Here is a 12,070-nt window from a genome sequence, read left to right as displayed (position 1 = left end):
TCCGCACGTGCTGCTGCGCCGTCCGCCCGGACGGCCGGCCAAGGTGGGCGGCTGCCTGGTCGATCCGCTGGCCGGCGCGGTCCAGCCGGCGCAAGGTGGCGTCGCGCAGCCGCGTGTGCATCAAGGTGATCGTGGCGAGCCAGGTTTCCAGCGGCTGGGCGGCCAGCTCGGCGGCGGCGGTCGGTGTCGGCGCCCGCACGTCGGCGCAGAAGTCGGCGATGGTGAAATCGGTTTCATGGCCGACCCCGCTGACCAGCGGCACCGGACTGGCCGCGATGGTGCGCGCCAGCCGCTCGTCGTTGAAGGCCCACAGGTCTTCGATCGAGCCGCCGCCGCGCACCAGCAGGATCACGTCGATGCGGCCGGCCCTGGCCTGGCGGTACAAGGCCTCCAGCGCGGCGATCAATTCAGCCGGGGCCTGGTTGCCCTGCACGGCGGCCGGGGCCAGCACCACCGGCACATGGGGCGCGCGCCGTCGCAGGCAGGTGACCACGTCGTGCAGCGCGGCGGCGCCCAGCGAAGTGACGATGCCGATGCCCACCGGCAGCAGTGGCAGGCTGCGCTTGCGTTCGGGGTCGAACAGGCGTTCGCCCTCCAGCTTCGCCTTCAGGCGCAGGAATTGCTCGAACCAGGCGCCCTGGCCGGACCGGCGCAGGCTCTCGACGACCAGCTGCAGATCGCCGCGCTGCTCGTACACCCCGAGCCGGCCCTGCACTTCCACCAGCTCGCCGTCGCGGGGCATGAATTCCATCAGGCTGGCGGCACGGCGGAACATCGCGCACCGGATCTGGCCTTGCGCATCCTTCAACGAGAAGTAACAGTGGCCACTGGCCGCGCGCGAAAAGCCGGTGATCTCGCCGCGCACCGACACCGGGTTGAAGCGCGCCTCCAGGGCGTCCGCCACGGCCCGGCAAAGCGCGCCCACGGCCCAGATGCGGGGCGCCAGGGCCTCCAGGGAGGACTGCTGGCTCAGCAAGTAGCGGCTTTCCAAGGGTTGACCCGATAGAAATTCATCCACAGCATGCATCGCACCGGCTGCGCGCTCGCGGACCGCGCGGGCACGCGCATTCTCCCGAGCAAGTTATTGATTTCAAAGGGTTTTTCCCTGCTCATTTGGTCATCGTTTTGTCTGGCAGCAGCACTGGCGCGGCTTGGGGCGGGTTGGAGGGGGATTTCTCAACAAAGTTATCCACAACCTTTGTGAGTGTCGTCCTACGGCCACGGCATAAATTCCTACAGCCGCGCGTCCGCCATAATCCGCCGCAGCGAGGTGCCGCATGCCTTGCAGTAGACACTGGCGGAGGACCCTTTTTGCTTTCGATCATACAAGCCGCAGGCTGGCCCATCTGGCCCCTGGTCGCGTGTTCCATCCTGGCCATGGCGCTCGTCATCGAGCGTTTCCTGAGCCTCAAAACCGCCAAGATCGCGCCGCGCCGGCTGCTCGACGAAGCGCTGTCCGTGTCGCGCGCCTCGGTGCCGTCGCCCGACGTGGTGACGCAGCTGGAGCAGAACTCGGCCCTGGGCGAGGTGCTGGCCAGCGGCTTCCGGGCCCTGAACTCCGACCCCCGCTGCAGCGAGGCCGACCTGCGCGCCAGCATGGAGCAGACCGGCCGCGCCGTGGCGCACCGGCTGGAGCGTTACCTGAACGCACTGGCCACGATCGCTTCGGCGGCCCCGCTGCTGGGGCTGCTGGGCACCGTGATCGGCATGATCGAGATCTTCGGCTCGCAGGCCCCGACGGCCGGCGGCGCGCCGGGTGGCAACCCGGCGCAGCTGGCGCACGGCATCTCGGTGGCGCTGTACAACACGGCCTTCGGCCTGATCGTGGCAATCCCGGCGCTGATCTTCTGGCGCTACTTTCGCGGCCGGGTCGACGCCTACCTGCTGACGCTGGAGCTGGCGGCGGAGCGCTTCGCCCGCCATCTCAACACCTTGCGCCGCGGTTGACGCCGAAATGAATTTCCGCCCCCGACCCAGGGATGAACCCGAGATCAACCTGATCCCGTTCATCGACGTGCTGCTGGTGGTGCTGATCTTCCTGATGCTGACCACCACCTACAGCAAGTTCACCGAGATGCAGCTGACGCTGCCGGTGGCGGACACCGAGGCGCAGCGCGACTACCCCAGGGAAGTGATCGTCGCCGTCGCCGCCGACGGCCGCTACATGATCAACCGCCAGCCCGTCACCGGCCGCACGCCCGAGGAGCTGGCCACCGCGCTGGCCGAGGCGGCCAAGGCCGGCAAGGACAGCATCGTCATCATCAGCGCCGACGCCAGCGCCACCCACCAGTCGGTCATCACCGTGATGGAGGCGGCTCGCCGCATCGGGCTGACGCAGATCACCTTCGCCACCCAGACCTCGGCACAGGCCGGGGCGAGGTAGCGGATGGCCGAGGCGCTGCAGCGCGCCTGGCTCAGCCGCGGCCTGGCGGCGCGGCTGCTATGGCCGCTGTCCCTGCCGTACCGCTGGCTGGGGGCGGCCCACCGCGCAGCCTACCGGCGCGGCTGGCTGCGCAGCGAGCGGCTGCCGGTGCCGGTGGTCGTGGTCGGCAACGTGATCGCCGGCGGCGCCGGCAAGACACCGGCCGTGCTGGCCATGCTGGACCACCTGCGCCAACGCGGCATCGCCGCCGGTGTGGTCTCGCGCGGGTATGGCCGCAATGGGGGCGCCTGCACCGAGGTACAGCCGGACGATGACCCGGCCCGCGTCGGCGACGAGCCGCTGCTGCTGCGGCGCAAGGCCGACGTGCCGGTGTTCGTCGCCGCCAGGCGCACCGACGCCGGGCGCGCCCTGCTCGCGGCCTATCCGGCCATCCAGGTGATTGTCAGCGACGACGGCCTGCAGCACCACGCGATGGCGCGCGACATCGACATCTGCGTGTTCGACCGGCGCGGCACCGGCAACGGCTGGCTGCTGCCCGCCGGGCCGCTGCGCGAACCCTGGCCGCGACCGGTGGACCTGGTGCTGCGCCATCCCGAAGCCGACGCGCTGGCCGGCCACCGCATGACGCGCACGCTGGCGCCGACCGCCGTGCGTGCCGACGGCCGCCGCATCCCGCTGGCCGACCTGTTCGACCAGCCGCTCGAGGTGGTGGCCGGCGTGGCCAACCCGGGCGCCTTCTTCGGCATGCTGCGCGAGGCGGGGCTGCAGCTGGCCCGCACGCACCCGTTGCCGGACCACCATCCGTTCACCGATGCCGGCGAATTCGCCGACACCCGCCTGACGCTGGTCTGTACCGAGAAAGACGCGGTCAAGCTGTGGCGGCTGCGGCCCGACGCCTGGGCGGTGCCGCTGGAGCTGCGCATCGACGAAGCCTTCTGGCGCAGCTTCGATCGCCTGCTCGATGCGAAGCTATCATCGGTGCATGGACTCCAGGCTCATTGAACTGCTCGTCTGCCCCGTCACCAAGGGGCCCCTGGACTACGACCGTGAGCGGCAGGAACTGCTGTCGCGCAGCGCGCGGCTGGCCTACCCGATCCGCGACGGCATCCCTGTGATGCTCGAGGAAGAGGCCCGCACCCTCAGCGACGAGGAACTGGACCGCCTGCCGCCGCGCACCCAGCTGGTCTGACGTGGGCTTCACCGTCCTGATCCCGGCGCGGCTGGCCAGCACCCGCCTGCCCGACAAGCCGCTGGCCGACATTGCCGGCCTGCCGATGGTGGTGCGCGTGGCGCAGCGGGCCCGCCAGTGCGCCGCCACCCGCGTGGTGGTGGCCGCCGACAGCCAGCGCATCGCGGACGTCTGCAAGGCGCATGGCGTCGAGGCACTGCTGACGCGCACCGACCATCCGTCCGGCAGCGACCGGCTGGCCGAAGCCTGCGAGCAACTGGGGCTGGCCGGCGACGACGTGGTCGTCAACGTGCAGGGCGACGAGCCGCTGATCGAGCCGTGCCTGATCGACGCCGTGGCGGCGTTGCTGCGCGAGCGTCCGCAGGCCAGCATGAGCACCGCCGCCCACGCCATCACCAGCGTTGAAGAATTCGGCAACCCGAACGTGGTCAAGGTGGTGCTGCAGGCCGATGGCCTGGCGCTCTACTTCAGCCGCGCGCCGATTCCATGGTGGCGCGACGGCTCCGCCCGGGGCCTGGCCGCGCTGCCCGAGCCGCGGCCGCTGCGGCACGTGGGCATCTACGGCTACCGGGCCGGTTTCCTGCGTGCCTTCCCCCAGCTTGCCCCGGCGCCGGTCGAGAACTGCGAGGCGCTGGAACAGCTGCGCGCGCTGTGGCACGGCCACCGGATCGCGGTGCACGTGACCGACCACGCACCCGGCCCGGGTGTCGACACGCCCGAGGACCTGGAGCGCGTGCGCGCCCTCTTTTTGGAGCCCGCGAGCACCCTGCCTTCGCAGGGCGGCGAAGGCCCTCGCGCGTAAGTTCCCGCGCAGGGGTGCGTGCTATCCTCTGCGCCAACAGGCGCGACGGCCGGGCGGCAGCCTCGTCCCGCAGTGCCGGCCGATTCCAAACCATTCGAGGATTTCATGAGACTGATCTTGTTGGGCGCACCGGGCGCCGGCAAAGGCACGCAAGCCGCATTTCTCTGCCAGAAGTACGGCATTCCGCAAATCTCCACCGGAGACATGCTGCGCGCCGCCGTGAAGGCCGGCACCCCGCTGGGCCTGGCCGCCAGGAAGGTCATGGACTCGGGCGCGCTGGTGAGCGACGACATCATCATCGGGCTGGTCAAGGAGCGGCTGGCGCAGCCGGACGCCGCCAACGGTTTCCTGTTCGACGGCTTCCCGCGCACCATCCCGCAGGCCGACGCGATGAAGAGCGCCGGTGTCCAGCTCGATTGCGTGCTGGAGATCGACGTGCCGTTCGCCGCGATCGTCGAGCGCATGAGCGGCCGCCGCTCACACCCGGCCTCGGGCCGCACCTACCACCTGAAGTTCAACCCGCCCAAGGCGGACGGCGTGGACGACGTCACCGGCGAGCCGCTGATCCAGCGCGACGACGACAAGGAAGAGACCGTGCAAAAGCGCCTCGAGGTCTACGCCGCGCAGACGCGGCCACTGGTGGCTTACTACGCCGACTGGGCCAGGGCCGACCCGCTGAACGCGCCCGGCTACCGCCGCATCGACGGCATGGGCAGCGTCGAGGACATCACGGCGCGCGCGCTGCAGGCGCTGTCGGACTGCAAGGCACGTTCGTAGTCGCAACGGACCCCGCGGCACATCGTGCAGCGGGGTGAAACTCACACCGGGCTGGAACGCAGCCCGTACACCTTGCCGTCGACGAACAGGTACTCGGCGCGCACGATCGGCTCGCCCTTCTCTTCCTTGAAGGTGAAGCCCAGCACGCCGACATTGCCGCCGGCCTGCAGCGGGACGACCTTCCAGGCTTGCATCCGCGTCAGCGGCGCCAGCTCGATCTGCCAGCGCCGGTCCTTGCGGGTCGGCGCAACGGCCTTGGCCAGCAAGGCCTTGCCGTCGACGCCGGCCGACTGCGCCGGCAGCGCGCGCCCGGCCAAGTCGGCCGGCAGCTTGTAGTCGGGCGGCAGCTCCAGCATGAACTCGGCATGCGGGTTCTGCCATGTCACCGAAGCGACCTTGCCTTGCAGGTAGACGGGACGGTCCTGGTCGAAGCTGCTCCATCCATGGTGGGCACGGGCCAGGAGCGGAGCGGCCAGGGCCGCCAGCAGACAGGTGCGACGTTTCATCGAAGCTCTCCTTGCTGTCATTGGTAGGCGATCCAGCGGCCGCAGCTGACCACGGCCAGCCAGATCACGGTGGACACGGCCATCTGCGCGCGCGCCATGCCGTCGCACAGCGCCAGCGAGCCCCGGCCATGGAACCACGCTGCATTGCATCCTGCCACGAACAGCAGCAGCATCTTCACAGTGAATGCCCGGTTGGCCAGCAGCGCGGCCGCGTCGCTGGCGAACATCAGCAGGCCCGACGCTGCGGCCAGGCTGAAGCCGGCCAGCGCGGTCGCCAGCGCCAGCCGGGCCAGCGGCCGGATCGGCAATGCGGCGCCGAGGCCGAACACCCGCAGCTCCAGCAGCACCAGGTTGCCCAGCAGCAAGGCGACGCCCACGATGTGGCAGATCTCCAGGACCGGGTAGGCCCAGGGATGCGACTGCAACCCGGCCAACATCAGCGCATCAGCTCGAGCAGCAGGGCGATGCGCGCCTTGACCGGTGACAAGCCCTGCGCATGCGGCAGCTGGTCGTCGGCCGCCGGCAGCACCCTGCCCTCCAGGCAACGCGAGGCGCGGCGCACCGCGACTCCTTGCGCCTGCGCCTGCAGCAAGGCCGCTTGCAGCGCGTGATGCAGCGTGCCGTTGCCGGTGGCGGCCACCACCAGCCCATCCACGCCATGCGCCAGCAGTGCCCGCACGACGGCGCCGTCGGCGCCGGCATGGCTGGCCACGATCTCCACCCGCGGCCAGCGATCCGGTGGCGGCAGGTCGGCGGCGGCGCGCAAGGACGTGCCGGCCGGCCAGGGCCGCAGCGAACGCACCTGCCCTTCCTCGATCCGGGCGATCGGGCCGGCGTCGATGGAGGCGAAAGGGTCCATCCGGTAGCCGTGCACCTTGGCCACTTCGAACGCGCCATGCAGCGTGCCGGCGAAGGCCACGCACACGCCTTGCGCACCCGGGGTGGCGGCGACGGCCAGCGCGTCGGCGATGTTCTGCGGGCCGTCGGCGGCCAGCGAGGTGGCGGGCCGCATCGCGCCGGTCAGCACCACTGGTTTGCGTGGCGCCAGCACCGCCTGCAGGAAGAACGCCGTCTCTTCCATGGTGTCGGTGCCATGGGTGACCACGATGCCGGCGACGTCATCCCGGGCCAGCCAGTGCGCGCAGCGCAGCGCCAGCGGCACCCACACGGCGAAGTCCATGTCCTTGCTGTCGATCTGCGCGACCTGCTCGCTCGCCATGCGCAGCCCCGCGACGGCCGGCACGCCGTGCAGCAGCTGGGCCACGCCCCGCTGCGCCGCGCGGTAGCCGACGTTGTCCGAAGCCGTTGCGGCCTCGCCGGCGATGGTGCCGCCGGTGCCCAGTACCACGATTGTTCGTTCGATCACTTGCGTTCCCGCCAAAACTGTTTAAAAATACAGCTACTGGATATCGAAACAGTCATGCTTCGCCATCCGCACCAGGAGCCCCCGCGATGATGATCGAGACCCCAAAGCTGACCGCCCGCCAGCAACAGATCCTGGAGCTGATCCAGAGCGCCATCGCCCGAACCGGGGCGCCGCCCACCCGCGCCGAAATCGCCACCGAGCTGGGTTTCAAGTCGGCCAACGCGGCCGAGGAGCACCTTCAGGCGCTGGCGCGCAAAGGCGTGATCGAGCTGATCAGCGGCACCTCGCGCGGCATCCGCCTGCAGAGCGAAACCCTGCGCTCCATCCACGAAGAACGCGCCAGGCAGTATTCGCTGCCGCTGCAAACCCTGGCCCAGCTGGCTCTGCCTCTCATCGGCCGCGTGGCCGCCGGCTCGCCGATTCTGGCGCAGGAACACGTGGACCAGACCTACTATGTCGAGGCCGGCCTGTTCCAGCGCCGGCCCGACTACCTGCTGAAGGTGCGCGGCATGTCGATGCGCGACGCCGGCATCATGGACGGCGACCTGCTGGCCGTGCAGTCCACGCGCGACGCCAAGAATGGCCAGATCATCGTGGCGCGGCTGGGCGATGACGTCACCGTCAAGCGCTTTCGCCGCAACAAGCACCTGATCGAGCTGCATGCCGAGAACCCGGACTACCCCACCATCGTGGTGGAGCCGGGCGAGCCGTTCGAGGTCGAAGGCATCGCCGTCGGCCTGATCCGCAACACCATGCTCATGTGAGTCGCCGGGCACTGCCGCAGGTGGCAGGCGTATGGCGCTACGGGCGCCATCACCCTGCGGCAAGGCCCCCACCCGCAATCCTGCCTTGTGTCCCTTCCGCAATCCAGGAGCTGACCATGGCCATTGCCTTGCCCGTTCTTCCCGACCTGTTCGCCTCGCTCCAGTCCGTGTTCGGCTGGTTCACCGGCACGCCCGCCGTGCCGCTGCCGGCGGCGCCCATCCACACCACGGTGCGGGCGTCGGCGCCGCTGCGCCGCAGCGCCGACAAGCCGCTGCGCGTGGTGCGGGTGCTCGATCCCAGCGCCTCGCGCGCGGTCGCCGGCCGCATGGTGATCTCGGGCCGGCTGGCCGACGTCTGCGCCGAGCTCGACCGGCTGGTGGCGCAGGAGTCGCGCGGCTGCTGACTTGCTTGGCCGAAGCGGGCGGCGCGTTGCGCGGCCGGTCCTCTTCGCACTGCTGGAGCCGCTGAAACAAAGTCGTTTGCGACTTTGTTTCAGTGATGACCGACCAGGTAGTCCGGCTTGCCCAGCTCCACGCCGTTGTGCCGCAGGATGGCGTACGCGGTGGTCACGTGGAAAAAGAAGTTGGGCAGCACCCAATAGGTGAGGTAAGCCTCGCCCTTCATGGTGCGGCTCTTGTCCTTGCCCACCGGGAAGGTGATTTCAGCGTCGTCCTTGCCATCCAGTGCCGCGGCGGGCACCGTGCCCAGGTAGTCCAGGGTTTGCTGGATGCGCGCCTTCAGGTCGGCGAAGCTGGCCTCGTTGTCTTCGAATTTCGGCGCCTCGACGCCACTGAGGCGAGCCACGCCGTTCTTGGCGCCGTCGCAGGCGATCAGCACCTGCCTGGTCAAGGGCAGCATGTCCGGCGCCAGCCGGAAAGCGGTCAGCGCCGTCGGGTCGATCTTGCGCGCCTCGGCATGGGCCTCGGCCTTGCCCAGGATGTGCGCCAGGTTGCGCAACATGTGCTGGAACACCGGCACGCTGGCCGAATGCAGGGAGATGGTCATGGTTGAAAGCCCGCTCTGGTGAAAGCCGCGATGCTACCCCCGGCAGCCCCGCCCGGACGGGCCGGTCGCGCAAGGCACAATCCCGGCATGAACATCGTGATCCTCGACGATTACCAGGACGCAGTCCGCAAGCTCCAGTGCGCCTCCAAGCTCGAGGCCTACCCGGCCAAGGTCTTCACCAACACCGTCAAGGGCACCGGGCAGCTGTCGGTGCGGTTGCGCGACGCCGAAGTCATCGTGCTGATCCGCGAACGCACCCACATGAGCCGCCAGCTGGTGGAAAAGCTGCCCAAGCTCAAGCTGATTTCGCAGACCGGACGCGTCGGCTCCCACGTCGACATCGAAGCCTGCACCGAGCGTGGCATCGCCGTCGCCGAAGGCGTGGGGTCGCCGGTGGCGCCGGCCGAACTGACCTGGTCGCTGATCATGACGGCCATGCGCCGGCTGCCGCAGTACATCGCCAGCCTCAAGCACGGCGCCTGGCAGCAGTCGGGCCTGAAGTCGGCCTCGATGCCGCCCAACTTCGGCGTCGGCATGGTGCTGCGCGGCAAGACCCTGGGCATCTGGGGCTACGGCAAGATCGGCCAGCTGGTGGCCGGCTACGGCAAGGCCTTCGGCATGCGGGTGCAGGTCTGGGGCAGCCCCGAGTCGCGCGCCCAGGCCCAGGCCGACGGGCTGGAGGCCGCCACCAGTCAGGAAGCCCTGTTCGCCGAGAGCGACGTCCTGAGCCTGCACCTGCGGCTGAACGAAGACACCTTCGGCATCGTCCGGCTGGAAGACCTGTCCCGCATGAAGCCGACGTCGCTGCTTGTCAACACCTCGCGTGCCGAGCTGATCGAGCCCGAGGCGCTGATCGCCGGCCTGAACCGTGGCCGCCCCGGCCTGGCCGCCATCGATGTGTTCGAGAGCGAGCCGATCCTGCAGGGCCACGCCCTGCTGCGGCTGGAGAACTGCATCTGCACCCCGCACATCGGCTACGTGGAGCAGGAAGCCTACGAGCTGTACTTCGGCGCCGCCTTCGACAACGTCGTCAACTTCATCCGCGGAACGCCGACCAACATCGTCAATCCGGGCGCCCTGCAGGTGCGCCGCTAGCGCTTTTTGCGCACCAATGACGAATGACACATGACGGATGAAACGTGCCCGGCGGGCGCGGCCGATCATTCGTCATCGAGCGCTGCGGGCGCCAAGCACGTGCTGTGGGCCATGCTGGCGGGCAACTTCGTCATCGGCACCGGCGTCATGGTGGTGCCCGGCACGCTCAACGAGATCAGCAGCTCCCTTGCGGTTTCGGTGGCCACAGCCGCCCAGCTGATCTCGGCCGGGGCCCTTCTGATGTGCTTCGGGGCGCCGTCGTTCGCCGCCCTGGTCGCCGGCTGGGACCGGCGGCGCCTGCTCACGCTGTCGATGGTCTGGTATGCCCTGGCGCACTTCGCCTGCGCGTTGGCGCCCGACTTCGCCTGGCTGCTGCCGCTGCGGGTGCTGGCGCTGGTGCCGCCGGCCATCTTCACCCCGCAGGCAGCCTCCTGCCTGGGGCTGCTGGTGCCGCCCGAGCAGCGCGGGCGCGCCATCACCTTCATCTTCCTGGGCTGGTCGCTCGCCTCCGTGCTGGGCATGCCGATGAGCGCGCTGGTGGGCGGCTGGTTCGGCTGGCGCAGTGCCTTCGCCATCGTCGGGGTGCTCAGCCTGGCCAGCGCGGCCTGGGTCTGGCGCGCGATGCCGGACGGCGTCAAGCCACCGCCGCTGTCGCTGGCGGCCTGGAAGCAGACCTTCCGCTCGCCGGCCCTGATGGCCTGCGTGGCGGTGACGGCGCTGTACGCCGCCGGCCAGTTCGTGCAGTTCTCCTACTTCGCGCCCTACTTCAAGCAGAAGCTGGACACCACGCCGACCCAGCTTGGCATGTATTTCATGTGGTTCGGGGCCTTCGGCCTGCTGGGCAATCTGGTGATGTCGCGCACCATTGACCGCGTCGGCGTCGAACGCTCGGTGATGATCTGCATCGGCTTGATGGCAACCAGCCTGCTGCTGTTTCCGCTGGGCACCACGCTGGCGCTGGCGGCGCTGGTGTCGGTGCCGTGGGCGCTGGGCTGCTTTTCGTCCAACTCCGCCCAGCAGGCGCGGCTGGTCGCGCTGGCGCCGTCGCTGGCCGCCGCTTCGGTGGCCCTCAACTCATCGGCGATGTATGCCGGCCAGGGCCTGGGCGCGGCCGCCGGCGGCTGGATGATCCTGCGCGGCGGCATGGATTCGCTGCACTGGGTGGCGTTCGCGGGGCTGCTGGCGGCGATGGCGGCCAGCGCTCTGGCCACGCACTACGCCCGGCGCCGCCCAGCCTGAATCAGCGGCGCCGCCGCGTCTTGTCTTGCGGATCCGGGTCGAACTCGCTGGTGTCGAAATCCAGCGGCGGCAGCTCGCGCACCGACTCGGGCTCCTCGGCCAGGTCGGTCAGGTCGATGTCCAGCCCCAGGCGCGGCGACGCCGGCGGGATGAACAGCGGGTCGCGTTCCGCCGCGTGCGGGTCGCCCCAGGCCAGGGTGCCGTCCGGCACCGAACCGGGCGCATGGCTGTGCGGCGCCGGCGGCAGGTGGTCGAACTCGAGCGCGACGTCCAGGTCGGCCTCGGGCCGGTCCAGTTCGCTCAGGGACTGCAGCGAGGTGTGGGAAAACCCGGTCGGCGGCAGGTCCAGCTCGAACGCCCCGGCGTCTCGCGCCGGCGCCACTTCCCGGGCGATGTGGTAGAGCAGCACCAGCTCGCGGTAAGCCTCCAGGCTGAAGGTGTCGGCGCCGGGCAGGCCGGGCTTGCGGAAGATCGATTCCTCGATTACTTCCAGCACCCGGCGCGACGGCCACAGCGCCACGATGCGGCTCAGGGCCCGGCTGTAGTTCTCCAGTGAGCTGGTCGGCTCGTCGAAGTGGTCGAAGTCGGGCACCTGCGCGGTAAAGCGCTGGCGGAACTCCGAGCGGCGCTGCTCGAACTCGGTGCGGCGGCCGACCGAGTGGTACAGCTCCAGCAGGTCGAGCCAGGGCAACGCGCTGGTCTCCACCTGGTCGTGCACGTGCGCTTCCAGCACCGCGATGGCCTGCTCGTGCTGGCCGATCGACAGGAAGAAATCGGCCTTGTCGTGCACGTCCAGCAGCTCGCGCACGCCCACCGTGCGCGGCGTGCCGCCCATGCTGCTCTGGAAGTCGCTGGCCGACTCCGCCGGCGCCCATGCGGACACGGCGGCGCGGGCGGCGGCGTCGGGCGGCGCGGTCTGCAGGTGCGCGTGCACCGGCGGCCT

At 69.9% G+C, this 12,070-nt stretch carries 16 protein-coding genes; 10 read left to right on the top strand and 6 right to left on the bottom strand.

Annotated features, from left to right (window positions below; translation table 11 throughout):
- On the bottom strand, positions 1-946 hold a 946-nt coding region (gene xseA / locus JWP65_RS14580), incomplete at its 3' end, for an exodeoxyribonuclease VII large subunit (RefSeq protein WP_367280516.1).
- Positions 947-1,311: 365 nt separating this feature from the next.
- On the opposite strand from xseA, the gene JWP65_RS14575 reads away from it, so the two are divergent.
- The 6 genes from JWP65_RS14575 to adk all read left to right on the top strand — a co-directional run bounded on the left by JWP65_RS14575 (position 1,312) and on the right by adk (position 5,151).
- Positions 1,312-1,947: a MotA/TolQ/ExbB proton channel family protein gene (locus tag JWP65_RS14575; protein ID WP_299764952.1), complete on the top strand. Its 636-nt coding sequence runs from the start codon at positions 1,312-1,314 to the stop codon at positions 1,945-1,947.
- 7 nt (positions 1,948-1,954) lie between these two features.
- Positions 1,955-2,383, top strand: coding sequence for a biopolymer transporter ExbD (locus tag JWP65_RS14570; protein ID WP_299764950.1), 429 nt, complete (start codon positions 1,955-1,957; stop codon positions 2,381-2,383).
- Between the two features lie 3 nt (positions 2,384-2,386).
- On the top strand, positions 2,387-3,385 hold the full coding sequence (gene lpxK, locus JWP65_RS14565) for a tetraacyldisaccharide 4'-kinase (RefSeq protein ID WP_299764948.1): 999 nt from the start codon (positions 2,387-2,389) through the stop codon (positions 3,383-3,385).
- Positions 3,366-3,572 (top strand): Trm112 family protein, encoded by a 207-nt coding sequence (locus JWP65_RS14560; RefSeq protein ID WP_299764946.1) that lies wholly within the window; start codon positions 3,366-3,368, stop codon positions 3,570-3,572. The genes lpxK and JWP65_RS14560 overlap by 20 nt, the downstream gene beginning before the upstream one ends.
- A 1-nt stretch (position 3,573) precedes the next feature.
- Positions 3,574-4,374, top strand: coding sequence for a 3-deoxy-manno-octulosonate cytidylyltransferase (kdsB, locus tag JWP65_RS14555; protein WP_299764944.1), 801 nt, complete (start codon positions 3,574-3,576; stop codon positions 4,372-4,374).
- A gap of 105 nt (positions 4,375-4,479) precedes the next feature.
- On the top strand, positions 4,480-5,151 hold the full coding sequence (gene adk / locus JWP65_RS14550) for an adenylate kinase (protein WP_299764942.1): 672 nt from the start codon (positions 4,480-4,482) through the stop codon (positions 5,149-5,151).
- Between the two features lie 41 nt (positions 5,152-5,192).
- Here the strand turns inward: adk and JWP65_RS14545 are convergent, their stop codons facing one another.
- Genes JWP65_RS14545 through JWP65_RS14535 form a run of 3 tightly spaced genes read right to left on the bottom strand, consistent with a single transcriptional unit; the run spans position 5,193 to position 7,023 of the window.
- On the bottom strand, positions 5,193-5,657 hold the full coding sequence (locus JWP65_RS14545) for a DUF6152 family protein (protein WP_299764940.1): 465 nt from the start codon (positions 5,655-5,657) through the stop codon (positions 5,193-5,195).
- Positions 5,658-5,674: 17 nt separating this feature from the next.
- Positions 5,675-6,094: a hypothetical protein gene (locus JWP65_RS14540; protein ID WP_299764938.1), complete on the bottom strand. Its 420-nt coding sequence runs from the start codon at positions 6,092-6,094 to the stop codon at positions 5,675-5,677.
- Positions 6,094-7,023 (bottom strand): asparaginase, encoded by a 930-nt coding sequence (locus JWP65_RS14535; RefSeq protein WP_299764936.1) that lies wholly within the window; start codon positions 7,021-7,023, stop codon positions 6,094-6,096. Before JWP65_RS14535 ends, JWP65_RS14540 begins: the two co-directional genes overlap by 1 nt.
- Positions 7,024-7,112: 89 nt before the next feature.
- Between JWP65_RS14535 and lexA the strand changes: the two genes are divergently transcribed.
- Together lexA and JWP65_RS14525 are read left to right on the top strand one after the other, a co-directional pair.
- Positions 7,113-7,787, top strand: a complete 675-nt coding sequence (gene lexA, locus JWP65_RS14530; RefSeq protein ID WP_299764956.1) for a transcriptional repressor LexA — start codon at positions 7,113-7,115, stop codon at positions 7,785-7,787.
- Positions 7,788-7,903: 116 nt separating this feature from the next.
- Positions 7,904-8,191 carry a hypothetical protein gene (locus JWP65_RS14525; protein WP_299764934.1) on the top strand — a complete coding sequence of 96 codons (288 nt, stop codon included), beginning with the start codon at positions 7,904-7,906 and terminating at the stop codon, positions 8,189-8,191.
- A gap of 89 nt (positions 8,192-8,280) precedes the next feature.
- Here JWP65_RS14525 and JWP65_RS14520 read toward each other — a convergent pair whose 3' ends face one another.
- Positions 8,281-8,793, bottom strand: a complete 513-nt coding sequence (locus tag JWP65_RS14520; RefSeq protein ID WP_299764932.1) for a DUF1993 family protein — start codon at positions 8,791-8,793, stop codon at positions 8,281-8,283.
- An 87-nt stretch (positions 8,794-8,880) separates the two neighbouring features.
- On the opposite strand from JWP65_RS14520, the gene JWP65_RS14515 reads away from it, so the two are divergent.
- Both JWP65_RS14515 and JWP65_RS14510 read left to right on the top strand, forming a co-directional pair.
- Positions 8,881-9,888, top strand: a complete 1,008-nt coding sequence (locus tag JWP65_RS14515) for a D-2-hydroxyacid dehydrogenase family protein (protein ID WP_299764930.1) — start codon at positions 8,881-8,883, stop codon at positions 9,886-9,888.
- 30 nt (positions 9,889-9,918) lie between these two features.
- Positions 9,919-11,127 (top strand): MFS transporter, encoded by a 1,209-nt coding sequence (locus JWP65_RS14510; RefSeq protein ID WP_367280515.1) that lies wholly within the window; start codon positions 9,919-9,921, stop codon positions 11,125-11,127.
- A gap of 1 nt (position 11,128) precedes the next feature.
- Here JWP65_RS14510 and JWP65_RS14505 read toward each other — a convergent pair.
- Positions 11,129-12,070 (bottom strand): FimV family protein (locus JWP65_RS14505; RefSeq protein ID WP_367280514.1); only part of this gene is annotated, 942 nt, incomplete at its 5' end.

The organism is Ramlibacter sp. (assembly GCF_028292805.1).
In the GTDB taxonomy this organism is placed as follows: Bacteria; Pseudomonadota; Gammaproteobacteria; order Burkholderiales; family Burkholderiaceae_C; genus Ramlibacter.
Note: the sequence above shows the minus strand (reverse complement) of the source record. Positions and strands in the feature narration are given on the sequence as shown.

What these genes read in the sequence shown, in the direction of transcription:
- JWP65_RS14520 (WP_299764932.1), bottom strand. Translation starts at nt 8,793, where the DNA reads ATGACCATCTCCCTGCATTCGGCCAGCGTGCCGGTGTTCCAGCACATG.
- JWP65_RS14525 (WP_299764934.1), top strand. Translation starts at nt 7,904, where the DNA reads ATGGCCATTGCCTTGCCCGTTCTTCCCGACCTGTTCGCCTCGCTCCAG.
- JWP65_RS14570 (WP_299764950.1), top strand. Translation starts at nt 1,955, where the DNA reads ATGAATTTCCGCCCCCGACCCAGGGATGAACCCGAGATCAACCTGATC.
- JWP65_RS14510 (WP_367280515.1), top strand. Translation starts at nt 9,919, where the DNA reads ATGACGGATGAAACGTGCCCGGCGGGCGCGGCCGATCATTCGTCATCG.
- lexA (WP_299764956.1), top strand. Translation starts at nt 7,113, where the DNA reads ATGATCGAGACCCCAAAGCTGACCGCCCGCCAGCAACAGATCCTGGAG.
- JWP65_RS14545 (WP_299764940.1), bottom strand. Translation starts at nt 5,657, where the DNA reads ATGAAACGTCGCACCTGTCTGCTGGCGGCCCTGGCCGCTCCGCTCCTG.
- JWP65_RS14515 (WP_299764930.1), top strand. Translation starts at nt 8,881, where the DNA reads ATGAACATCGTGATCCTCGACGATTACCAGGACGCAGTCCGCAAGCTC.
- JWP65_RS14560 (WP_299764946.1), top strand. Translation starts at nt 3,366, where the DNA reads ATGGACTCCAGGCTCATTGAACTGCTCGTCTGCCCCGTCACCAAGGGG.
- adk (WP_299764942.1), top strand. Translation starts at nt 4,480, where the DNA reads ATGAGACTGATCTTGTTGGGCGCACCGGGCGCCGGCAAAGGCACGCAA.
- JWP65_RS14540 (WP_299764938.1), bottom strand. Translation starts at nt 6,094, where the DNA reads ATGTTGGCCGGGTTGCAGTCGCATCCCTGGGCCTACCCGGTCCTGGAG.
- lpxK (WP_299764948.1), top strand. Translation starts at nt 2,387, where the DNA reads ATGGCCGAGGCGCTGCAGCGCGCCTGGCTCAGCCGCGGCCTGGCGGCG.